The sequence below is a fragment of the uncultured Tenacibaculum sp. genome, assembly GCF_947504135.1.
GTDB lineage: Bacteria > Bacteroidota > Bacteroidia > Flavobacteriales > Flavobacteriaceae > Polaribacter.
Map to the genome: position 1 here is coordinate 59427 of NZ_CANNGG010000001.1, position 24000 is coordinate 83426.

18 protein-coding genes are annotated in these 24000 nt (G+C 32.8%); 9 read left to right on the forward strand and 9 right to left on the reverse strand.

Annotated elements, in window-relative coordinates:
* Nucleotides 1-26: 26 nt before the first annotated feature.
* Entirely contained in the window at nucleotides 27-1247 is a 1221-nt protein-coding gene (locus Q0663_RS00290; protein ID WP_299004584.1) for a porin, read from the forward strand.
* Nucleotides 1248-1319: 72 nt separating this feature from the next.
* Complete coding sequence (locus tag Q0663_RS00295) at nucleotides 1320-3581, forward strand: inorganic phosphate transporter (protein ID WP_299004586.1); 2262 nt, start codon at nucleotides 1320-1322, stop codon at nucleotides 3579-3581.
* A 66-nt stretch (nucleotides 3582-3647) separates the two neighbouring features.
* On the opposite strand, the gene Q0663_RS00300 is transcribed toward Q0663_RS00295, so the two are convergent.
* From Q0663_RS00300 to tyrS, 6 genes are all read right to left on the reverse strand, one after another.
* Nucleotides 3648-4517: an acyl-CoA thioesterase II gene (locus Q0663_RS00300; RefSeq protein WP_299004589.1), complete on the reverse strand. Its 870-nt coding sequence runs from the start codon at nucleotides 4515-4517 to the stop codon at nucleotides 3648-3650.
* 109 nt (nucleotides 4518-4626) lie between these two features.
* Entirely contained in the window at nucleotides 4627-7602 is a 2976-nt protein-coding gene (locus tag Q0663_RS00305) for a leucine--tRNA ligase (RefSeq protein ID WP_299004592.1), read from the reverse strand.
* A 123-nt stretch (nucleotides 7603-7725) separates the two neighbouring features.
* Entirely contained in the window at nucleotides 7726-8268 is a 543-nt protein-coding gene (locus Q0663_RS00310) for a DUF2911 domain-containing protein (RefSeq protein WP_299004595.1), read from the reverse strand.
* A gap of 63 nt (nucleotides 8269-8331) precedes the next feature.
* Entirely contained in the window at nucleotides 8332-10419 is a 2088-nt protein-coding gene (locus Q0663_RS00315; RefSeq protein WP_299004598.1) for a TonB-dependent receptor, read from the reverse strand.
* Nucleotides 10420-10515: 96 nt separating this feature from the next.
* Nucleotides 10516-10881 carry a hypothetical protein gene (locus Q0663_RS00320; RefSeq protein WP_299004601.1) on the reverse strand — a complete coding sequence of 122 codons (366 nt, stop codon included), beginning with the start codon at nucleotides 10879-10881 and terminating at the stop codon, nucleotides 10516-10518.
* 419 nt (nucleotides 10882-11300) lie between these two features.
* Nucleotides 11301-12605, reverse strand: coding sequence for a tyrosine--tRNA ligase (gene tyrS, locus Q0663_RS00325; protein ID WP_299004605.1), 1305 nt, complete (start codon nucleotides 12603-12605; stop codon nucleotides 11301-11303).
* Nucleotides 12606-12667: 62 nt separating this feature from the next.
* Here tyrS and Q0663_RS00330 point away from each other — a divergent pair, with 62 nt between their 5' ends.
* Nucleotides 12668-13669, forward strand: a complete 1002-nt coding sequence (locus tag Q0663_RS00330; protein WP_299004608.1) for an SDR family oxidoreductase — start codon at nucleotides 12668-12670, stop codon at nucleotides 13667-13669.
* A gap of 4 nt (nucleotides 13670-13673) precedes the next feature.
* Here the strand turns inward: Q0663_RS00330 and Q0663_RS00335 are convergent, their stop codons facing one another.
* From Q0663_RS00335 to Q0663_RS00345, 3 genes are read right to left on the reverse strand one after another with little or no spacing between them, the layout of a single operon-like run.
* Nucleotides 13674-14144 (reverse strand): DUF4296 domain-containing protein, encoded by a 471-nt coding sequence (locus Q0663_RS00335; protein ID WP_299004611.1) that lies wholly within the window; start codon nucleotides 14142-14144, stop codon nucleotides 13674-13676.
* Nucleotides 14145-15482 (reverse strand): dihydroorotase, encoded by a 1338-nt coding sequence (locus Q0663_RS00340; protein WP_299004614.1) that lies wholly within the window; start codon nucleotides 15480-15482, stop codon nucleotides 14145-14147.
* 4 nt (nucleotides 15483-15486) lie between these two features.
* Nucleotides 15487-16209, reverse strand: a complete 723-nt coding sequence (locus Q0663_RS00345; protein WP_299004617.1) for a polyprenol monophosphomannose synthase — start codon at nucleotides 16207-16209, stop codon at nucleotides 15487-15489.
* Nucleotides 16210-16284: 75 nt separating this feature from the next.
* On the opposite strand from Q0663_RS00345, the gene Q0663_RS00350 reads away from it, so the two are divergent.
* The 6 genes from Q0663_RS00350 to Q0663_RS00375 all read left to right on the forward strand — a co-directional run bounded on the left by Q0663_RS00350 (nucleotide 16285) and on the right by Q0663_RS00375 (nucleotide 23978).
* The gene (locus Q0663_RS00350; RefSeq protein ID WP_299004620.1) at nucleotides 16285-16923 is read left to right on the forward strand and encodes a DUF4271 domain-containing protein; all 639 of its coding nucleotides are present in this window, start codon (nucleotides 16285-16287) and stop codon (nucleotides 16921-16923) included.
* A 14-nt stretch (nucleotides 16924-16937) separates the two neighbouring features.
* On the forward strand, nucleotides 16938-17684 hold the full coding sequence (locus Q0663_RS00355) for a uroporphyrinogen-III synthase (RefSeq protein WP_299004623.1): 747 nt from the start codon (nucleotides 16938-16940) through the stop codon (nucleotides 17682-17684).
* A gap of 141 nt (nucleotides 17685-17825) precedes the next feature.
* On the forward strand, nucleotides 17826-18710 hold the full coding sequence (locus Q0663_RS00360; protein WP_299004626.1) for a sterol desaturase family protein: 885 nt from the start codon (nucleotides 17826-17828) through the stop codon (nucleotides 18708-18710).
* A gap of 90 nt (nucleotides 18711-18800) precedes the next feature.
* Nucleotides 18801-20894 (forward strand): S46 family peptidase, encoded by a 2094-nt coding sequence (locus Q0663_RS00365; RefSeq protein ID WP_299004629.1) that lies wholly within the window; start codon nucleotides 18801-18803, stop codon nucleotides 20892-20894.
* A 151-nt stretch (nucleotides 20895-21045) separates the two neighbouring features.
* Complete coding sequence (locus Q0663_RS00370) at nucleotides 21046-22386, forward strand: FAD/NAD(P)-binding oxidoreductase (RefSeq protein ID WP_299004632.1); 1341 nt, start codon at nucleotides 21046-21048, stop codon at nucleotides 22384-22386.
* Between the two features lie 11 nt (nucleotides 22387-22397).
* Complete coding sequence (locus Q0663_RS00375) at nucleotides 22398-23978, forward strand: 4Fe-4S dicluster domain-containing protein (RefSeq protein ID WP_299004635.1); 1581 nt, start codon at nucleotides 22398-22400, stop codon at nucleotides 23976-23978.
* Nucleotides 23979-24000 lie beyond the last annotated feature (22 nt).

The window sequence follows — 24000 nt, forward strand, 5'->3', positions numbered from 1 at the left end:
GCGACAAAAACTAATAACTAAATCTAATGAACTGTAAAGCAGCACTTACAATTGTAAGTATGTTTGTACTCTCTTGTACTTATGCACAACAAACAAATGCTCCTAAATTTGGCAAAGGCTTATTTAACTTAGTAGGAAAAGACAGCACTTGGTCTATGAACATGAGTGCTCGAATGCAATTTTTAGCAACTGCTGAATGGGATTCTAACAAAGAAGGATTGTACAATCCATCATCTTCAATGCTAGTTAGAAGAGCTCGTTTAAAATTTAAAGGTTTCGCCTTTTCTCCAAAATTAAAGTACAAATTAGAAATAGGAATGTCTAATAACGATATTAGTGGAGTTTCTGAACACACAGGTAATGCACCAAGATATATTTTAGACGCGGTGGTAAAATGGAACTTTTACCAAAATTTCGAACTTTGGTTTGGGCAGACTAAACTACCAGGAAACCGTGAACGTATTATTTCTTCTGCAGATATGCAGCTAGTAGATCGTTCTTTATTAAACAAGCGTTTTAATATTGACCGAGATATGGGGATGCAATTACGCCACCATTTTAATTTATCAGAAAAATTTGTAGTTAGAGAAGCCTTAGCTTTTTCACAAGGGGAAGGAAGAAATATTACTGTTGGAAATCTAGGTGGTCACCAATATACTGCACACCTTGAATTTTTACCTTTCGGATTATTTGAAGGAAAAGGAGATTATAAAGGAGGGGATTTAAAAAGAGAAAAAACGCCCAAGCTAGCTATCGGTATGAGTTACGACTTTAACAACAATGCCGTAAAAACAAGAAGTAACCAAGGGCAGTATATGGTAAATGATGCGGGATACTATGAAACAAACATTTCAACCTTCTTCTTAGACGCCATGTTTAAATACAAAGGATTCTCTTTTATGGGAGAATACGCTTCTAGAGATGCTGAAGATCCTTTTGCAAAAAACTCTGATGGTACTCCTGTATTAGACAGTAAAGGAAAACAAGTCGTAGTACAAGAAGGCAATGCTTTAAACCTTCAAACAGGATATTTATTTAATAAAAACTGGGAAGTATCTGCACGTTATACCAATATTGCACTAGACAAAAACATTACAGGAAAAGGAATGGAAAATCAATATACTTTAGGGTTATCGAAATACATAGTAGGACATAAATTAAAAGTACAAACCGATGTTAGTTACCTAGATATACCTACGGCTACCAATCAATTCATGTTCCGATTACAAGTAGATATTCACCTATAAATGATAACATAAACATAACACAAGAGCATTCTTGTGTAACTAAATTTGCAAAACTTAATTAAAAACTAAAAAATGGGAGATCCATATATTTTGATGCTAGTCGCACTAGCTGTTTTAGCTATCGTCGACTTAGTTGTGGGAGTTAGTAACGATGCTGTTAACTTTTTAAATTCAGCCATCGGTTCTAAAGCAATTAAAGTAAGAAATATTATGATAATTGCCAGTATTGGGGTATTTTTTGGTGCAGTAACTTCAAGTGGAATGATGGAGGTTGCTCGTAAAGGAATCTTCAACCCTAACATGTTCATGTTCCAAGACATCATGTTTATTTTTATGGCAGTAATGATTACTGATATTTTATTACTTGATATCTTTAATTCACTAGGAATGCCAACCTCAACAACGGTTTCTATTGTATTTGAATTATTAGGAGCAGCTGTATGTATTTCATTAATCAAAATTGCAGCTAACGACGCTCAATCTATTTCAGATATTTGGAGCTACATCAATCATAAAAAAGCAGTTGAAATTATAAATGGAATACTACTCTCCGTTGTAGTTGCCTTCTCTGTCGGAGCTATCGTTCAGTTCTTTTCTCGTTTAATTTATTCTTTTAATTTTGAGAAGAGACCTACTTATATAAATTCATTATTTGGTGGTTTCGCTATTACAGCAATTACTTATTTCATCATTATTAAAGGGATGAAAGGAACTCCTTTTTACAGTGATGTAAAACATTTAATTGAGGGTAATACTATACTTATTATTGCTGGAAGTTTTGTTTTTTGGAGTGCTATTTCACATGCACTAATTCAATTCTTTAAAGTTAATATTCTAAAGTTAATTATTGGTATTGGTACTTTCTCATTAGCAATGGCGTTCTCTGGTAACGACTTAGTTAACTTTATTGGTGTACCAATCGCTGCATGGAACTCTTACCAAGCTTGGGAAATATCTGGAGTTGCTCCTGACGCTTTTTCTATGGGGATTTTAGCTAAAAAAGTACCTTCTAACGTTTGGTTATTATTATTAGCCGGAGCTATTATGGTAGTTACTTTATGGACTTCGAGCAAGGCTAGAGAAGTAATTAAAACAGGTATTGATTTATCTCGTCAAGGTGATGGACATGAAAAGTTTCAACCAAACCCACTATCAAGAGTTGTAGTAAGAAGTGCTATGGGTATTAACGCTGTTGTTAACTTTATTGTTCCTAAGAAAGCTTTAACCTTTATAGATTCTAAGTTTCAAAAACCTGTAATTGAATTACCAAAAGACAAAACGTATGAAATGCCTGCTTTCGATTTAGTAAGAGCATCTGTAAACTTAATTGTTGCTGGTATTTTAATTTCTATTGCAACTTCAATGAAATTACCATTATCAACTACTTATGTAACATTTATGGTAGCTATGGGTACCTCTTTAGCTGATAGAGCTTGGGGTCGTGAAAGCGCTGTTTATAGAGTTGCTGGTGTAATTAATGTTATTGGTGGATGGTTCTTAACTGCCATTACAGCTTTCTTAACTGCAGCTTTAGTAGCTTACTTAATTAGCTGGGACATGGTAATGATTCCTGTATTATTATTAGTAGTTGCACTTTTAATTGCAAGAAACACTTTACAGCACAGAAAAAAATCTAAAGAAGAGAAGAAGCAAGTACATATGGAAAGAGCAGAATTAATCACTATTAACGGTGTAATTGAAGAAAGCTCAGATCATATTGCTGGTGTTGCTAACCGTATTAACAAACTATATTCAAGCGTTGTGAAAGATCTAGCTACGCACGATTTAGTGAAATTACGTAAAACAGATAAGCACGTTACGAAACTAAACGATGAAATTGATAATTTAAAAGATGGTGTATTCTACTTTATTAAGTCATTAGACGATACTTCTGTGCAAGCAAGTAGATTCTACATCTTAATTTTAGGTTATTTACAAGACGTCGCACAATCTATTAGCTATATTTCTAGAGCTACATACAAACACGTAAACAACAACCATAAAAACCTTAAAAAAGGTCAAATTAAAGACTTAAAGAGCATCGACAATACTCTTTCTAAATTATTAGAAGATATTAGTGAAACTTTTGAAAATAGAAGTTTTGACAACTTAGAACATATCATTAATGAGAAGAAAGAATTATTAAAAGATGTTTCTCAATCTATTGAAAAACAAGTAGACCGTATTAGAACTGATGAAACGAGTCCTAAAAACACTACATTATACTTTAGTATTTTAATCGAGACCCAAGATTTAGTTTCTGGTTTAATGAGTTTACTAGAAACATACGAAGAGTTTCACGTCAGTACAAAATCTGCTGAAATAGACGCTTAACAAATAAAAAACCGAGTTCCTAAGTAACTCGGTTTTTTTATTCCTTTTATTTCTTATATAGTCTTACTAGCTTCTTTTCATTGGTCTCATTAATCCTTCTTGAGCAACCGAAGCTATTAATTCTCCGTCTCTAGTATAAATATTACCCATAGCAAAACCTCTAGCTCCAAAAGCGTTTGGGCTTTCTATTGAAAATAACATCCAATCATCAAAATTAAAATCACGGTAAAACCACATTGAGTGATCTAAACTAGCCAGTTGAGTATTTCCAAAATTAGCAATACTAGCATTCGGATTTAAACATGCTGATAAAATATTGTAGTCGGAAATATAAGTAAGTATTTGCTGCTTTATTCCTAATGGTAAATCTTTCGCATCTCCTTTCAACTTAAACCAAACATCAACCACAGGTGGTAAATCTTTACGATCTAACGGATTTACTATTTGTACAGGTTTAAAATCTATAGGACGTTCGATACTTAAAAAATCTTTCATTTTTTGAGGTAGAAAAGCTCCAAATTGATCTAACACATCTGTCCAACTCAACAATTCCTCTGGTTGTTTTATATCTTTTTTTATTGGTTTTTGATGTTCATACCCTTCTTCTTCTTTATGAAATGAACAAGACAAAATAAAGATAGTTTTATCTTCTTGATGGGCCGTTACTCTTCGTGTAGAAAAACTGCCACCATCACGAATCGTTTGTACATTATAAGTTATTGGTAACTCTAAATTTCCTGCTTCTAAAAAATAGGAGTGCAATGAGTGTAAAATACGCTCTTTAGAAGTGGTTCTATAGGCTGCGTTTAATGCTTGCGCTAATACTTGTCCTCCAAAAACATTCGGACTTCCTATATCTCTACTTACTCCATTAAAGTTTCCATTTCCTAAATCGTCGAGGGTAAGTATATTTAATAGTTCTTGAGTGTTTTTCATCTTATTTTATTAGGAAAACAAATTTGAGAAAAGTTTTTGGTTTCTCAATACAAAAAAGCCTCTACATTTTCATGTAAAGGCTTTTGATTAATAATATTCTATAGTATTGTTACCCTACAATATTAATAATTTTACCAGGAACGATAATTACTTTCTTTGGCTCTCTTCCTTGTAATTGTGCTTGTGTCTTTTCGTGCGACATTACCGTTTTTTCAATTTCTTCTTTACTCATATCTAACGGTAACTCTAAAGTAAATCGCATTTTTCCATTGAAAGATACCGGATAGTTTTTAGAGCTTTCAACTAAATGCTTTTCTTCAAATTTTGGAAAAGCTACGGTTGCAATAGACTCATCATGTCCTAACTGACTCCATAATTCTTCTGCAATATGTGGTGCATACGGAGAAATTAGCACTAATAAGGGCTCTAATATTTGTCTCTTATTACACTTTTGAGCAGTCAACTCGTTTACCGCAATCATAAAGGTAGAAACTGACGTATTGAACGAGAAGTTCTCGATATCTTCTTCTACTTTCTTAATCGTTTTATGTAAGGTTTTTAATTCTTCTTTAGTTGGCTCTTCGTCTGAAACGTTGATACCATTTTCGTCAGCAAATAATTTCCATAATTTCTTTAGGAAAGAATACACTCCTGAAATACCAGATGTTTTCCAGGGTTTGGTTTGCTCTAACGGCCCTAAGAACATTTCAAATAAACGTAAACTATCCGCACCGTATTCTTCACAAATTAAATCTGGATTTACCACATTGTATTTCGATTTCGACATTTTTTCAACCTCACGACCAACAATGTATTTTCCGTCTTCTAAAATAAATTCAGCATTTTTGAATTCTTCTCTCCAATTCTTAAATGCTTCAACATCTAGCTCATCAGAAGAATTTACCAACGAAACATCAGCATGTATAGGTGCGATATACTCTTCTAAAAAATTAATTTCAATGTTATTAATATCAGGTGAGTCTTTTCTTAATTGCTCTCTTATTATTTCACAACAAATATTAAAAACATTTTCATTTGCTTTATTATTTACCATGTATCCTTTGGAAAGCATAAAACTCTTTTTGTATGTGTAAAAATTAGAAATATCTTCTATACCATCAATTTTTACTGTACATTCTAAAGTATATCTATACACAAAAGCAGAAGTTCCTAAGATCATTCCTTGGTTGATTAGTTTTTTAGCAAACTCATCCACAGGTAACAATCCTCTATCAAATAAGAATTTTTGCCAAAAACGTGCATATAATAAGTGTCCTGTAGCATGTTCAGAACCTCCAATGTATAAATCTATGTGCTTCCAATAGTCAACCGCTTCTTTACTTACGAATTCTCCTTCATTATTCGAGTCCATATAACGGTTAAAATACCAAGAACTTCCTGCCCACCCTGGCATTGTGTTTAACTCTAATGGGAAAACAGTTTCGTTGTCTATCAACTCATTACTCACTACTCTATTCTCAATACTATTCCACGCCCAAACCTCAGCATTTCCTAACGGTGGTTTTCCGTCTTCAGTAGGTAAATATTTCTCTACTTCCGGTAATACGATTGGTAAATGCTTCGCTTCAATCATTTGCGGCATTCCGTCTTTGTAATATACTGGGAATGGTTCTCCCCAATAACGTTGACGACTGAATACTGCATCGCGTAAACGATAGTTTATTTTTCCGTAACCAAATCCACGTTTTTCTAATTCGTAGATTACAGTTTTCATTCCTTTCTTATAATTTAAACCGTCTAAAAAATCAGAGTTTGCTAATTTAATTCCGTCTTTAGCATCATTCGCTTTTTCAGAAATATCAACATCTGCAAAAATATTCGGAATCTCTAATCCGAAGTGTTTTGCGAAATCATAATCACGTTGGTCACCACATGGTACCGCCATAACAGCCCCTGTACCGTAGCTTGCTAATACGTAATCACCAATCCAAATCGGCACTTGTTTTCCTGTAAATGGGTGTAAAGCATACGCACCAGTAAACACTCCTGAAATGGTTTTTACATCTGCCATACGATCACGCTCAGAACGTTTTGCTGTAGCTTCTACGTAAGCTTCAACAGCCTCTTTTTGTTCAGCAGTAGTAATTTTCGCCACCAAGTCGTGCTCTGGAGCTAAGGTCATAAAAGACACTCCAAAAATAGTATCAGGACGTGTAGTAAACACGTCTATTTTAGCATCGTGTCCATCAACATCAAAAGCAACCATCGCTCCTTGCGAACGACCAATCCAGTTGGTTTGAGAGTCTTTTAAAGGTTGTGGCCAATCGATATTTTGTAATCCATCTAATAAACGTTGTGCATACGCAGAAATTCGCATAGACCATTGGGTCATTTTTTTACGAACTACAGGATGTCCACCACGTTCTGAAACTCCGTTAACAATTTCATCGTTTGCTAATACCGTTCCTAAAGCAGGACACCAGTTTACTTCTGTATCAGACAAAAAGGTTAAACGGTATTGTAATAATATCTCTTGTTGTTCTTTGTCAGAGAAGTTTTTCCATTCTTCTGCAGAAAAAACAGCTATATCTTCATCAGAAACAGCATTTACGTTCACGTTCCCTTCTGCTTCAAATTTAGCTACTAAGGTTGCAATATCTTCTGCTTTATCTGTGTCTTTATTATACCAAGAGTTGAATAGTTGAATAAAAATCCACTGTGTCCATTTATAATACTCAGGGTTCGAAGTACGAACTTCGCGAGACCAATCAAATGAAAACCCGATATTATCTAACTGACGACGATAGGTTTTGATGTTCGTTTCAGTAGTAATAGCGGGATGTTGTCCTGTTTGAATCGCATATTGTTCAGCAGGTAATCCGAAAGAATCATATCCTTGTGGGTGCAATACATTAAACCCTTTATGACGCTTGTAACGTGCATAAATATCAGATGCGATATATCCTAACGGATGCCCAACGTGTAATCCTGCTCCTGATGGATAAGGAAACATGTCTAACACATAATATTTTGGTTTATCAGAATTATTTTCAGCTTTAAATGTACCTTGATCTGCCCAGTACTTTTGCCACTTTTTTTCTATCTCTTGGTGATTGTATTGCATTTGTAATCGCTTGTTTTAAAGGATGCAAATTTACAATTATCGTTTGGATGTGAAAAGCTATAAAAACAAAAAGGCTTCATTAGTACAAAACCAATGAAGCCTTTTATTTATTTTAAATAAGTTTTACCCTTTAATCGGTACAGTAACTACAACATTACCCCAACCTAAATACATATTAAAAACATCCTCTTCACCATCAAAAGCGATTGAGAAAGCTTCAATATTTTCGTTTGCTCTAGAAACTTTTCCTGTAACACGTACTACATCATCTGATTCGTTGTAAGAATAAGCTCCCCAAACATTTTTAGCAGTATTTAAAATAACCGTCCACTCTTTATCACCTGGAATGGTAAATAACGAGTATGTTCCTGCTTTTACTTTTTTTCCTCCAAAGGTTACATCTTTGTAAAAAGTAATTTCTGGGGCTTCATTTGCTCCTGTTCTCCATACTTTACCTGCAACTGCTAAACGAGATACTGGTCTTCTTTTTAACTGAGGACGACTATAAATAATTTTTACTTTTTTATCGGAATTTCTGTAACTACTTGGATATGTTGCTGCATCCATCGGACTTTTATCTAAATTAGGGAAGTCTTGAGCCACAACTTTGTTAGAAAATACTAGGGCTATAGCAAATACAATAATTGAGAAAATTGATTTTTTCATTTTTAAATTTTTAGTTAATATTTGGGAGATTAGTCACCAAATTTAAGTAACCTTACTCGAAAATTAAAATTTATACTGTAAGAATGCTGTAAAGTTTCTTCCTGGTTCATGAATTCTTACCATTGGCAAATCTGCTTGGTTTTTATATGAAAAGTTTAAGTGGTTGATATAATTCTCATCAAACACATTTAAACAAGCTACCCCTAACGTAAAATTTTTAAACGGTTTTACCCCTAATTTTATATCAAAAGTTTGGTAACCTTCTGTTTCAGTTTCACCAAAAGAAGGAGCTATATCTTTTTGAGTTGACACTACGTTATACTGTGCTTTTGCCCAATACTTTTCTTTGTCTACTCCCATAGAAATTTTTGAAGTGAAAGGCGGATTCAATGGCAACGATTCATCAAAATCTTTGTTTTCTGTTTTTACATAGGCTACTTCTGTTTGAAAATAGTAATCATTAAACATTTGCAACTTTGCAGCTACTTCAAATCCAGTTTTGCTAGCATCTTCAATATTGGTAAACACTTTTGTAAACTCTGGTTTTTGATTTGGCATGAACTTCCTTGGAATGGTTGGATCAACCACTGCTGAAATATAATCTTCAAAAATTGAGTAAAACGCTGATGTTTGATAATGTAATTGCAAGTTGTTGTTCAATCCTAATTTTCCTTTTAATCCTAACTCAAATTGGTTATTTACTTCTGGTCGCAACATCGGGTTTCCTAAATATTCGTACGAATCTGAACCAATCGTAAAATGATTGATATAACGCTCAGCCATATTTGCAGTACGTACTCCTCTACCAAATGCAGCTTCTAAAATTGCTTTTTTAGAAAATGCGTGTTTTACCGAAATGTTACCGCTCACATTGGTTTCGTTTGTTTTTACAACAGGATATCTTGCCGCAAAATCTGCTTCTAAATCTATGGCGTTAGCACTTACTAAATCTACTCGAAAACCTGTAGTTAATATAGTTTTAGGTGCCAGGTTAAATTTTGCTTCAGAAAACATTCCGAAATCATTAATATAAGCATCTTGCCAAATCTTGTCTACTTTAACCATTGGTGTTGGCAACATCATACCATTCATCATTTTAATAGTACGTGTACGATTTCCTTCTCTTTGTATATGGTTAACATCACTTCCCACAAACAAATCAAGATTTTTATGCAAGTCTAACTCAAACTCTATCTTACCTCCTATGGTTGTTGATTCTACTGGTGATGAAGCAAAAACCATGTGATAATTCGGACGATTTGTATTCGTCATTAAATGATCTACATAGCTGTAAAAACCTTTGGTGGTAATTGTTTTTAAGGTGCTACCTATATTTATTGCTTTGTAATCTAACGATACAATTGTACTGTTGTCATAATCGGTATCCATTGGTAAAGCAGCATGTTTTACGTCTCTACCAAACGATTGACGCCAATGTGCTTGCAAACGTTGATGTTCAGTAAGGTTATACCCTAATTTAACTCCATAATCGGTACTAGTGAATGATGAAGGAATCTCTGTACCACTTCCGTCTTTATAATCTCCAAAGTTTCGGTAGCCTACATTTCCTACCACATCAAATTTATTGGTAACATGTTGTAATTGCAACATGTTTACAAATGAATTTCCATTGGTTTCATATCCTGTTGAAAATTTTCCGTGGAATCCGTTTTCTAACTTGTTATGATTTTCTGTCACCATATTTACGATACCTCCAAAAGTTGCTCCATATCGTACTGTGAAAGGTCCTTTAATGATTTCTATTTTTGAAATTTCTTCTGGAATAATGTGTGTGGTGATGGGGTCCATTCTATTCGGACAAGCATTCACTGCTTTTGTACCTCCGTCGTACATCACATTTAACTGCTCGTAGGCAGCTCCTCTAAATGTTGGATCCATTGCATAGTTTCCTCTTTTTATCACCGAAAACCCGTTGATTTCAGAAAATAAATCTACTACATTTTTAGGTTGAATTACCTTTTTTTGATAATCATTTTTAACGGTAGCATGAACAGGATTTGTTTTTATTTTTCCTTCAACGATTACTTCATTTAACTGTATAGTTTCTTGTTTAACTGTGTCTTTTTTTTGTTCTTGAGCAGACATAGCTATTGTGCAGATGCTAAGAAGCATCCATCCTAAATTTTTCATTAAAATTGAATTTAATTTTTACATAATTGTATAGCAACACCTATCAATTCAAAAGTTTTTTGAATTGTTTACGATGTAAAAAACTGTATAAAAAAATTAAAATGTAGGAGGGTGAAATACTTCCTGATTAAATAAGTAGTAATAGTTTTTCTTATAAGAAAATGATTCTTTTTCTTTTACAAATAGCTTATCGTCTACATCAACATTTAAAATAGAAATAAACCCGATAGGATATTCTTCCATTGAAATTCGCAACGATTTAAAATCATCATCTTGTTGTTGTTCAAGCTCCATCATTAACTGGCATTTACCATTACAGTTTGACTCTGGTTTATCTTTATTGATACACAAAACTTTTGAGATATAATCGTAATTTATTGCATATTCTACAAAAGGAGCTATGGGGCGTAACATGGCTATCATGTACAATGCAACAAAAAAATATATGCTAAGTTTTTTCAACAAGAAAAAGGGGCTTTTTTACTTCTACAAAGATACGATTATCCCTTCTGATAAGCAATAACAAAGAATATGATTTTTTTCCTTTATTTTAATTTATTCTAAATAAAAAACTTATATTTGCACGGATTTTACGAAAAGATAATGATTGTTTTTTATACTGAAACCAAGAAAGTTACCTCTATTACCCCTGTAAAAAAACTGCAGGAAGTTACAATTTGCAATTCACCTTGCTCAAGTAACTGCATTAAACCTAAGAGTAAATGCTGTAATAAGTACCAAAAGAAAGGCATTAATTGTAAAAGATGCCCTTTAACATTCGATTTTAAAGCTGTTTCTTAAAAGTTTCCCTTTGTTTATAAACGCAAAAAGCCCTTGGTAGAATTTCTATCAAGGGCTTTTTAAATTATATTAGGTATTACTTATGCTACTTTTAATAAAAAATAATTTTTCTTACCTCTTTGTAGTAACACATACTTATCAGCTATTAAATCTTTCGAAGTGATTACAAAGTCCTCACTTACTTTTTCCTTATTTACTGATATTGAGTTTTCTTTTAAGGCTCTACGAGCATCTCCATTAGATTTTAAGAAACCTGTTTTAGCGGCTAACGCTGAAATCATGTCTAAGCCTTCAGAAACATCTTGAGAAGTTACCTGAGCTTGCGGTACACCATCGAAAACGTCTAAAAAAGTTTGCTCATCCAAGTTTTTTAAATCATCAGCTGTTGACTTGCCAAATAAAATATTTGAAGCAGCAATCGCTTTATCTAACTCTTCTTTAGAATGTACGAAAATTGTTACTTCTTCAGCTAACTTCTTTTGTAATGCTCTTTGGTGTGGTGCTTCTTTATGTTCAGCAATTAAAGCATCAATAGTTTCTTTATCTAAAAACGTAAATATTTTAATATACTTTTCAGCATCTTCATCCGAAGTGTTTAACCAAAATTGGTAAAATTTGTAGACTGACGTTTTATCGGCATCTAACCAAACATTTCCTCCTTCGGATTTTCCAAATTTAGAACCGTCAGCTTTTGTTATTAATGGGCAAGTAGCTGCAAATGCTTTTGCATCTTCTCCTGGTGTCATTCTACGAACTAGTTCTGTACCTGTGGTAATATTACCCCATTGGTCAGAACCTCCCATTTGTAATTTACAGTTTAAGGTTTTATATAAGTGATAGAAATCATACCCTTGAATTAATTGATACGTAAACTCTGTAAAGCTCATTCCGTTACCTGCTTCTCCTGTAATACGCTTTTTTACAGAATCTTTTGCCATCATGTAGTTTACAGTGATTCTCTTACCAACATCACGTACAAATTCGATAAATGAAAAATCTTTCATCCAGTCGTAATTGTTTACTAATAAAGGAGAGTTTTTAGCCCCGTTATCAAAATCTAAAAAGCGACCTAACGTTCTTTTTAAACCTGCAACATTTTTAGCTAAAGCTTCTTCATTTAATAAATTACGTTCATCAGATTTTCCTGTTGGATCACCGATCATACCGGTTGCACCTCCTACTAGAGCTACTGGCTGATGCCCTGCTTTTTCTATGTGAACTAGTAAAATAATTGGAACTAAACTACCAATGTGTAACGAATCTGCAGTTGGATCAAAACCAATATAAACCGATGTCATTTCTTTTTGAAGTTGCTCTTCGGTTCCTGGCATAATGTCGTGAATCATTCCACGCCATCGTAATTCTTCTACTAAATTCTTGGTCATTTTATTCTATTTTTAAAGACGCAAAGATAAGTTTATCAACCAAAATAAACTAAATTCGCTGTATGATTTTAGTTACTGGAGGAACAGGTTTAGTAGGCTCACATTTATTATATCATTTAAGCCAAAAAAACGATACAATTCGAGCTATTTTTAGAACAGAAGAAAAGCGTGAGCACGTAAAAAAAATCTTTTCTTTTTATACAGATGATGTTCAACAACATTTCTCTAAAATTGAATGGATTCAAGCTGATATTACCGAAACCCCTTCATTAGAACCCGTTTTTAACAATGTTACCGAAGTTTACCACTGCGCTGCCTTAGTTTCTTTTAAACCAAAGGATTATAAAAAAATGCGTCAAGTTAATATTGAAGGAACTGCAAACCTTATTAACTTTTCTATTGATGCATGCGTTAAAAAATTCTGTTTTGTAAGCTCTATTGCTGCTGTAGGAAATTCGATTAGCGGAAAGCTAATTAATGAAGAAAACGAATGGTCTGATGCTGATGAAAATCACGGATATGCAATTACCAAATATGGTGCAGAAATGGAAGTGTGGAGAGGAAGTCAAGAAGGATTGAATGTTGTAATTGTAAATCCTGGTGTTATTTTAGGTAGTGGTTTTTGGCAAGAAGGCTCAGGAAAAATGTTTACTCAAGTAAATAATGGCTTTAACTTTTATACCGAAGGTAAAACTGGATTTGTTGGAGTTAAAGATGTGGTAAAAGCAATGATTAACTTGATGAATTCTGACATAAAAAATGAACGTTGTATTTTAGTTTCAGAAAATAAATCGTTTCAAGAAGTATTTAATGCTATTGCTGATGGTTTACAGAAAAAAAGACCCTCTAAAAAAGTAGGGAAATTAGCAACTGCTATTTTTTGGAGAATTGATTGGCTTATAACAAAACTTACAGGAAAAGAGCCTTTATTGACCAAAAACTCAGCTAAATGTGCCCATAACACCTCGTTTTATACTTCAAAAAAGATTATAGAACAACTTGATTTTGAATTTGAATCAATTAATGAAGTGATTTCAGAAACTTGTAGAGACTTTAGAAAATAGATTCTTATTTTACTTTCTCTAGTTCTTTATAATCTCTTTCTATTAATAACTCTTCAGGAACTTCTTTGAACACTCGCTTGTCATTTAAAACAGAATCTTTTAGTATTTTGTCTTTTCCTTTTATAGAGTCTTGCTCTTTTTTCATTTCTTTATAGAAAGTAGCTAAAGAGTCTATATTACGTTTTACCTTTTTTAAGATTTCTGTATATTCATCAACTTGTGAGGTGTAATAAACATTGCTAATATCAAAACGAGTAGTGTCTATTTTATATTTTTCATACACCAAAAACATGTAATTATCCTCTCGTTCTAAAAACTTATTTTTTTGATTTTTAGCAGAAGAAGCTATATACATATCAGTTAACAACAAAACCATCGAATCTTTTGAAATCAGATTTTCTGGCTTTTTATAAATCGTATTACTGGTACACGAAACTAAAAATAAACCGATAAGTATATAAGCTGCTTTTCTCATCTATCTGTTAAATAATAATCGTTTCCCTTTAATTTCTTCGTTAAAAATTCCCTCGTTATACATTAAGTTTCCATTTACAAAAGTATGTGTTATTTGATTTGAAAACTCAACACCTTCAAACGGAGACCATCCGCATTTATATAACACATTTTCTTTATCAACAGTCCATTTCTTATCTGCATCAACTAAAACCAAGTCAGCATAAAAACCTTCTTTTATAAATCCTCTTTTTTCGACTTTAAAGATTTTTGCTGGATTGTGACTCATCTTTTCTACTGCTTTTTCTATTGACAGCACTCCTTCTTTCACCTTTTCTAAAACAGCTAGAACTGCATGTTGCACTAACGGACCTCCACTAGGTGCTTTTGTATATACGTTATCTTTTTCCTCTATCGTATGAGGGGCATGGTCGGTTGCAATAATATCAATTCTATCATCTAACAAGGCTTTCCATAAACCATCTTTGTCTTTTTGAGTTTTCACAGCTGGATTCCACTTAATATGTGTTCCTTTTTTATCGTAATCAGCATCGGTAAACCATAAGTGATGTACACAAACCTCAGCAGTAATTTGCTTTTCTTCTAATGGAATATCATTTCGGAATAAGTGTGTTTCTTTTTCTGTAGATAAATGAAAAATATGTAAACGTGCTCCTGTTTTCTTTGCTAATTCAATTGCTTTTGAAGACGATAAATAACATGCTTCTTCACTACGAATCAACGGATGGTATTTTACAGGAATATCATCACCGTATTTTGCTTTGTATTCTTCTGTATTTTTTCTAATAGTTGCTTCATCTTCACAATGCACAGAGATTAACATCTTAGTTGATGAAAATATTTTTTCTAATACTTCTTCATTATCAACCAACATATTTCCTGTTGAAGAGCCTAAAAACAACTTGATCCCCGCAACGTCTTTTGGATTCGTTTTCAATAGTTCTTCTAAGTTGTCATTAGTTCCACCAAACATAAACGAATAGTTAGCATACGATGTTTTACTTGCAATATCAAACTTGTCTGCTAATAATTCTTGAGTTGTTGCTTGTGGTACTGTATTTGGCATTTCAATAAACGACGTAATTCCTCCTGCAATTGCTGCCTTACTTTCTGTAGCTATGTTTGCTTTATGTGTTAAACCTGGCTCACGAAAATGCACTTGGTCGTCAATCATACCAGGAATTAAAAACTTTCCTTCTGCATCTACCATTAATACGTCATCGGTAGGAATTATATTTTCTCCTATTTCTTTAATAAATTCTCCCTCTATTAAAACATCGCCTTTAAAAACCTTGTTTTCGTTAACGATTTGTGCGTTTTTAATTAAATATGATTGCATGTTGTTATTTTGGTAATCCGTTAATTCTCATTTTTATCACGCCAAAAACAGCTTCCTTGATAATTCCTTTACTAAGTTTCGATTTTCCTAATACTCTATCCGTAAAAATAACTGAAACTTCTTTTATATTAAATTGATGTTTCCAAGCTTTGTATTTCATTTCAATCTGAAATGCATAACCCACAAACTTCACTTTATCTAACTTAATTCTTTCTAACACTTTTCTTTTATAACACACAAAACCAGCTGTAGTATCATGAATAGGCATTTGTGTAATCAATCTCACATACTTTGATGCAAAATACGATAATAGTACCCTACTCATTGACCAGTTTACTACATTTACTCCTACTGAATATCTTGATCCTATTGCTACATCGGCTCCTTCAATAGCACATTCGTTATACAATCGAATTAAATCGTTGGGGTTGTGTGAAAAATCGGCATCCATTTCAATAATGTAGTCATACTTCTTGGCAATGGCCCATTTGAATCCATGAATGTAGGCAGTACCTAAACCATTTTTACCTTCTCTTTTCTCTAAAAAAAGCTGACTAGGGAACTCTTGTTGTAAATTTTCTACGATTTTTGCAGTTCCATCAGGTGAGTTATCATCAACTACTAATACATGAAACGCCTTTTCTTGACTAAAAGTTGCTCGAATAATAGCTTCGATATTTTCTTTTTCGTTGTAAGTGGGGATTATGACTAAGGCGTCTGACTTCATGTAATTTTCATATAAATCAAGGCAAAGATACACTAATTTATTACTAATTTTGTGTTAATTAAAAGTATAAAACAATTGCAAGCAATAGAGCGAATTATTAATGATAGTAGTTGGGTAACCTTGGTTATTGTTGCTGCAATTATACTACTAGCATTAATGAAACTAATTAAGCCCACTCAATTGTATGGCTACGTTGTTGCTTTTATTTCTCCTGGTTTTTTTCATAAAAGAATTGAAGAAGGAGATTCTTTTTTCACTCCTTTTAGATTGTTTTTATTTTTCTTTTCTACGATTGTAATTTCTTTGTTTTTATTCCAAGCTGTACTTGCAGAATTTTACCCTCAAGGTTTTTTAGCTTTTCTGGGAGTATTTTTATTTGTTACAACTTACCTTTCTTTACGATTATTTTTAGATCACGCAATTATTAATATATTAGGGCTAACTCCCATTCTTAACTATTTTTTATACACAAAATCAGGTTATTTGTATGTACTTTGTATATGGCTACTTCCTGTCATTATATTGTATCAATATACTCTTCCTAATAAACTATTCTTAGTTTCCTCTTTCTTTGTATTACTTATCATTAGGGCTTTTTTAATACTAAAAAATAATAAAAAGCTTGTTCTTAGTAAGTTGTTTTATTTTATTTTGTACTTTTGCACCCTCGAAATAGCACCGCTATTAATTCTTTATAAAACAACAACTACGTAATAAAGAGAATGTTTATGAAAGTGAAAACTATTTTAGTCTCTCAACCAAAACCAAAGACAGAAACTTCACCGTATTTCGACTTAGCCGAAAAACAAAAAGTAAAAGTTGACTTTCGCTCATTTATACATGTCGAAGGAATCCCTGTAAAAGAGGTAAGAGCTCAAAAGGTAGACTTAAAAAACTACACTGCAATTATTTTAACTAGTAGAAATGCTGTTGATCACTTTTTTAGAATTGCAGAAGAAATGCGTTTTACAGTACCTGATGACATGAAATATTTTTGTCAATCAGAAGCAGTAGCTTACTACTTACAAAAGTATGTAGTTTACAGAAAGCGTAAAATTTATGTTGGAAACAGAACGTTTCCTGAATTAACTAAATTAATTAAAAAACATAAAGACGAAAAATTCTTATTGCCTTCTTCTGATAAATTGAAAGATTTAATTCCAGAAGAGTTAAATAAGTTAGGTGTTGACTGGAAACGTGCTGACTTATATCGTACAGTAGTCAGTGATTTATCTGACTTAGAGGACGTTTTTTATGATATTTTAGTGTTCTTTAGTCCATCAGGAATTGATAGTTTATTTGAAAACTTCCCTGATTTTAAGCAAAATAATACTAGAATTGCTGTATTTGGTAACTCAACTATCAAAGCTGTTGAAGATAGAGGTTTACGTGTAGACATCGCTGCACCAACACCTGAAACTCCTTCAATGACGATGGCTTTAGAAAAGTACATTAAAGAGACTAACAAAAAGTAAGTAAATTAATTTTTTACATACAACCAAGAGACTGTCTACAAAGGCAGTCTCTTTTGTTTTTAACAAATCATTGTAACCTAGGTAACATTTCAAGCATATTTATTTCATTAAATTTACGAAATATTTTTATCTGAAAAACATATGGATAAGTACCTAGACATCATAAAAAACTCATACACTGGTTACTGGAACTATATTAAACAATCAGTACTAATGGAGTTGAACTGGGAAAATTATTTTTACGGATTAATTATTATTTCTCTACTGGTATGGGGATTAGAAATTGTGTTTCCTTGGCGTAAAAATCAACCTTTATTTAGAAAAGATTTTTGGTTAGATACATTTTACATGTTCTTCAATTTCTTTTTACTAAACCTTATCGTACTTATTGCTTTGTCAAATACAGCAGAGCAGTTTTTTAATGATATTTTAGGTTTGGTTGGACTATCCGTTGCGAATTTTCAATTATTCGACATCAACACATTTCCTTATTGGGCGAGGCTCTTAGTATTTTTTATCATTATTGATTTTGTTCAGTGGTTTACACACACGTTACTGCATCGGTATGAATTTTTATGGAACTTCCACAAAGTACATCACTCAGTAAAACAAATGGGGTTTGCTGCTCACTTGCGTTACCATTGGATGGAGCCTGTTGTTTACAACTCAATGAAATATATCCCGTTAGCTATTATGGGTGGGTTCACAGCACAAGACGTTGCTATTGTTCATTTTTTTAATATTACTATTGGTCATTTAAATCATGCCAATATTAATTGGGACTATGGTTGGTTAAAATATATTCTAAACAATCCAAGAATGCATATTTGGCATCATGCAAAAGAGCTTCCTGAAGACAGAAAAATGGGAGTGAACTTTGGTATTACACTAAGCATTTGGGACTACATTTTTAAAACAGACTATATTCCGTATAACGGACGAGATATAGAACTTGGGTTTGACGGGGATGAAAAATTCCCTAAAGATTTTCTTCATCAAGAAATATATCCAATAGGAAAAAAATAACATTTTAAGTCTTTTTTAACCTATTACTTAATACTTTCAATTAGCTGTTTTGCTGCCAATTTGTATCTTTAGCTTTTTAAAAATAAACAGATGAAGTATATAAAAATTCTATTCTTATTTATTGTCGTTCAAGTTACTGCACAGCAAGGAGGTATGTGGATTCCTTCTCTTTTAGAAGGAATGAATGAACAAGAAATGACCTCTTTAGGAAGTAAACTTACCGCTAAAGACATTTATGATGTAAATAACTCAAGTTTAAAAGATGCTATTGGGCATTTTAATGGAGGTTGTACTAGTGAAATTATTTCTCCTGAAGGATTAATTTTAACCAATCACCACTGTGGTTTTGGGCAAATTCAATCACACTCTTCTTTAGAAAATGATTACCTAAAAGATGGTTTTTGGGCAATGAATAAAAAAGAAGAATTACCTAATAAAGGGCTATATGTTGAATTTATTGTTCGTATTGATGATGTAACTGCTAAAGCGTTAAACGGAGTTACCAACACAATGAGTGAGCGTGAAAAGCAATCTACAATTGATAAAAATATCAATGAAATTCAAAAAAATGTACAAAAAGAAGCATGGCAAGGTGTTAAAGTAAAACCTTTTTACAAAGGAAACCAGTATTTCTTATTTGTTACTGAACGATTTGATGATGTTCGTTTAGTAGGTGCACCACCAAGTAGTATCGGAAAGTTTGGTAGTGATACAGATAACTGGGTTTTCCCACGTCATACAGGAGATTTTGCTTTATTCAGAATTTATGCTGATAAAAATAACCGTCCAGCCAAATACAGCAAAGACAATGTTCCTTACAAGCCAAAACACTTTTTACCTGTTTCTTTAGACGGAATTGAAGAAGGTGATTTCACCATGGTTTTTGGATTCCCTGGTCGTACAAACGAATACTTGCCTGCTGTTGCCATAAAACACATTACACAAGAATTCAACCCTAGTAATATTGCTATTCGAGAAGCTGCATTGAAAGAAATTGATGCACAAATGAAAGCAAGTGATGCTGTTCGTATCAAATATGCATCAAAACAAGCTCGTATTGCAAATGCATGGAAAAAATGGATTGGTGAAAACTTAGGTATTAAAAAAAGTAATGCTATTGCAGAGCGTCAAGCTTTCGAAGCCACTTTCAAAAAAGCACTAAAGGAAAAAGGATTAGAAAAAAACTACGGAAATATTCTTCCTGACTTCGAAAAGTTATATGCAGATTTTGCTGGTATTAATATTAAAAGAAGAAACTTTATTGAAGTTTTCTTGGTTACCAACGAATTGATGCAAATGACTTTTAGAGCATATCAATTAGAACAAGTAGCCTTAAACAAACCTGAAAAGTTTGAAGAAGCCAAAACTTCTTTGGTAAATCGAATTAAAGGAATTCACAAAAACTTTGATGTAAATGTTGATAAAGGAGTGTTTAAAAATGTAATGCCTTTATACAATCCTACTAATGTAGATGCTTCTATTTATGACAAAACAAATTTTACTGATTTAAATAAAGCTTTACAATTATTAGAAGGAGACGCTAAAAAGGTGGTAAAAAACTTAAACAAAGATGCTGCTTACCAATATGCTAAGCCTATGATTGAAGAGTTTTACACAAAAATCAATCCTGAGTTTCAACAGAAAAATCAGCCAATTACAGCGTTACAAAAAACATACATGAAAGCATTAATGGAAGCATTACCAAATGCACGCTATTTTCCTGATGCTAATAGCACTTTACGTGTTACTTACGGTCAAGTTCGTGGATACTCTCCTAGAGATGCAGTATACTACAACCCCGTAAGTTATTTAGATGGTGTTATTGAAAAATACGTTCCTGGTGATTATGAGTTCGATGTTCCACAAAAATTACGTGATTTATATGACGCTAAGGATTTTGGACAATACACTGATAAAAACGGAAAAGTTCCTGTATGTTTCTTAGGAACCAACCACACAACAGGAGGTAACTCTGGTAGTCCAGCTATCGATGCTCACGGAAACTTAATCGGATTAAACTTTGACCGTGTGTGGGAAGGTACGATGAGTGATATGAATTACGATCCTGAAATTTGTAGAAACATCATGGTTGATGCTCGTTATATTTTATTTATCATTGATAAATATGCTGGAGCAAAACATTTAATTGATGAAATGAAATTAGTACATCCTAAAAAGAAATAATTCTTCAATAAAACTCAACTTAAAAAACCGATGATAATTTCATCGGTTTTTTTCTACTCTCATTTTTAACAACTATTTATATCGATTTTAAATATCCTTTCTTTGTTAAGTTCTTAACTTTAGCAACGACCTAAACTGCAAATCAATATTTATGGAGCATGTTGTTATAATTGGTAATGGAATTTCTGGTGTTACTGCTGCAAGACACATTAGAAAATTATCAGACAAAAAAATCACCATTATTTCTGCTGAAACTGAAGAGTTCTTTTCAAGAACAGCATTAATGTATGTGTATATGGGACACATGAAATTTGAGCATACAAAACCTTATGAATCATGGTTTTGGAAGAAAAACAACATCGAACTCAAAAAAGATTATGTTGCTAAAATACATTCATCAACCAAAGAAATTGAATTTAGTAATGGTGAAAAATTAGCGTATGATACATTAATCATCGCTACAGGCTCTAAACCTAATAAGTTTGGTTGGCCAGGGCAGGATTTAGAGGGAGTAATGGGCATGTATCACAAACAAGACCTAGAGTCACTTGAAAAATATGCTCCAAATAATCAAATATGCAAAAGAGCGGTAATTGTTGGTGGAGGATTAATAGGTATTGAACTAGCCGAAATGCTTCATAGTAGAAATATTCCTGTTACTTTTTTAGTTCGTGAAGATAGTTTTTGGAACAACGTATTACCTCCAGAAGAATCAGCTATGATAAATCGTGAAATTTTAGAAAACCATATTGATTTGCGTTTAGGAGTGAATCTTAAAGAAATTAAAGCTGATGAAAACGGACATGTAAAATCTGTAATTATTGAAGAAACTGGTGAAGAAATCATTTGTGATGTTGTGGGATTAACCGCAGGAGTTTCTCCAAATATCGATTTTTTAAAAGGTTCAGAAATTGAACTTAGTAAAGGAGTTAAAGTAAATCGTTTTTTAGAAACCAACATCAAAGACATCTATGCTATTGGCGATTGCGCTGAACAACACGAAGCTATCGGGTTTCGACGTCCTATTGAAGCTGTTTGGTATACTGGTAGAATGATGGGGGAAACCGTTGCGCAAACTATTTGTGGCAACAAGACCCAATATAAACCTGGGCATTGGTTTAACTCTGCTAAATTTATTGATATCGAATACCAAACCTATGGTTGGGTATGGGCACAACCTAAAGAAAATGAAACTCATTTTTATTGGGAGCATGAAAATGGTAAAAAATGTATTCGATTAAATTATGATAAAAACACGCAAGAATTTATCGGAATAAACACTTTAGGAATACGTATGCGTCATACCTTTTTCGATAAAGTTCTGACAGAAAAACGTTCTGTAACTTATGTATTAGAACATCTGGCAGACGCTAACTTTGACCCAGAATTTTATAAGCTTCATGAACCAGAAATTGTGGCAAAATTCAACAAAGAAAATAATACTACTATTCAATTAAAGAAGAAAAGCTGGAAACGCATTTTTAGCATTTAAACCTAATCGTAATGAAAGTAATACAAAACATAGGATTAAGCATATTTTTACTTGGATTAAGTATTTTCGTTTCTCTCATTTTCTTAGGGAAATATGAACTTAGTTCAGAACTTTTTGAAAAAGTAATCTCTAATAAAGGCATCAAAAGTGAGCTTTTTATTAATGATATAAAGAATAATGTTGTTGGAAAAGAATTCACTAATCCTTTTTCATTTTCTTCTAAAATTACTTCTGCCCTGGAAGTAGCTAATACTACTCACAAAGAAAATAGTGAATGGGATAAAGTTATTTGGAGTAAACCCCATAGTTTTTCTTATGAAATTGCAAAAGAAGCTGGAACAGGAATTGTAAAAGAAAATAAAAGTCTTTTTTGGCTACTAACCTTCGGTTTAGGAATCATTGGTTCTTTATTATTTATCATTCCAACTGTAATTACCCAAGGACCTCCAGGTATTAAAAACAATGGAGTTTGGTTGAATTCTTCCACTAATAGAGGCTGGATTGGTTGGTTTGTTTTTTTGTTCTTAGTTACGTTTTACATACTTCTTTATTTCTTTCCAGATTATATAGTAAACTGGACATACATTGTTGATCCAATCAGCCAATATTTAAGTGGAAATTTAGCGTCTCAATGGTTTTTGTACGGATTTTTGTATTGTGTGGTAATGGTTGTAATGGCAATAAGAATGTACATTAAATACCGTCATAATAAATACCAAACCCTTAGAACAACATCTGTTTTATTCTTTCAAATTGTTTTTGCTTTTTTAATTCCAGAAATATTAGTTCGTTTTGAAAAACCTTGGTACGATTTTAAAAATGCTTTTCCGTTAGATTATGATTTCTTTTTTAGTTGGAATTTAGATCAGCTAATCGCAAGCGGAGGCTTCGGGTTGTTCATTTTAGTTTGGGGAATCGTACTCACCTTAGTCATTGTTCCGGTTATGGTATATTTCTTCGGAAAACGTTGGTACTGCTCTTGGCTTTGTGGTTGTGGTGGATTAGCAGAAACTTTAGGGGACCCTTACCGACAACTATCAGACAAATCATTAAAAGCATGGAAATTTGAACGTTGGATAGTCCATGGAGTTCTTGTATTTGCCTTAATAATGACTGGCTTCACATTGTATTCTTATTTTTCTGGAAGTCAAGAAGTATTAGGAATTAAAACGCAAACCATTCAAGATATTTATGGTTTCTTAATCGGATCCATTTTTGCAGGTGTTATTGGTACAGGGTTTTATCCAATTTTCGGGAACCGTGTTTGGTGTCGTTTTGGATGTCCGTTAGCCGCTTATTTAGGAATTGTACAGCGTTTTAAATCTCGATTTAGAATTACTACCAATGGCGGACAATGTATTTCTTGCGGAAATTGTTCTACGTATTGCGAACAAGGAATTGACGTACGTGCTTATGCTCAAAAAGGAGAAAACATAGTACGTGCTAGTTGTGTTGGTTGCGGAATTTGTTCGGCTGTTTGTCCTAGAGGTGTATTAAAATTAGAAAACGGACCAGAAAAAGGACGCATCAATCCTACAGAAATTTTACTTGGTAACGATGTAGACTTGATGAAACTGGTGAATAAAAAATAAATTTTATTCAATTCTAAAAACA

Coding starts and splice junctions, on each gene's coding strand:
- Q0663_RS00295 (WP_299004586.1), top strand. CDS start 1,320: ATGGGAGATCCATATATTTTGATGCTAGTCGCACTAGCTGTTTTAGCT.
- Q0663_RS00370 (WP_299004632.1), top strand. CDS start 21,046: ATGGAGCATGTTGTTATAATTGGTAATGGAATTTCTGGTGTTACTGCT.
- Q0663_RS00315 (WP_299004598.1), bottom strand. CDS start 10,419: ATGAAAAATTTAGGATGGATGCTTCTTAGCATCTGCACAATAGCTATG.
- Q0663_RS00300 (WP_299004589.1), bottom strand. CDS start 4,517: ATGAAAAACACTCAAGAACTATTAAATATACTTACCCTCGACGATTTA.
- Q0663_RS00355 (WP_299004623.1), top strand. CDS start 16,938: ATGAAAGTGAAAACTATTTTAGTCTCTCAACCAAAACCAAAGACAGAA.
- Q0663_RS00375 (WP_299004635.1), top strand. CDS start 22,398: ATGAAAGTAATACAAAACATAGGATTAAGCATATTTTTACTTGGATTA.
- Q0663_RS00290 (WP_299004584.1), top strand. CDS start 27: ATGAACTGTAAAGCAGCACTTACAATTGTAAGTATGTTTGTACTCTCT.
- Q0663_RS00360 (WP_299004626.1), top strand. CDS start 17,826: ATGGATAAGTACCTAGACATCATAAAAAACTCATACACTGGTTACTGG.
- tyrS (WP_299004605.1), bottom strand. CDS start 12,605: ATGACCAAGAATTTAGTAGAAGAATTACGATGGCGTGGAATGATTCAC.
- Q0663_RS00330 (WP_299004608.1), top strand. CDS start 12,668: ATGATTTTAGTTACTGGAGGAACAGGTTTAGTAGGCTCACATTTATTA.
- Q0663_RS00340 (WP_299004614.1), bottom strand. CDS start 15,482: ATGCAATCATATTTAATTAAAAACGCACAAATCGTTAACGAAAACAAG.
- Q0663_RS00335 (WP_299004611.1), bottom strand. CDS start 14,144: ATGAGAAAAGCAGCTTATATACTTATCGGTTTATTTTTAGTTTCGTGT.
- Q0663_RS00365 (WP_299004629.1), top strand. CDS start 18,801: ATGAAGTATATAAAAATTCTATTCTTATTTATTGTCGTTCAAGTTACT.
- Q0663_RS00345 (WP_299004617.1), bottom strand. CDS start 16,209: ATGAAGTCAGACGCCTTAGTCATAATCCCCACTTACAACGAAAAAGAA.
- Q0663_RS00310 (WP_299004595.1), bottom strand. CDS start 8,268: ATGAAAAAATCAATTTTCTCAATTATTGTATTTGCTATAGCCCTAGTA.
- Q0663_RS00305 (WP_299004592.1), bottom strand. CDS start 7,602: ATGCAATACAATCACCAAGAGATAGAAAAAAAGTGGCAAAAGTACTGG.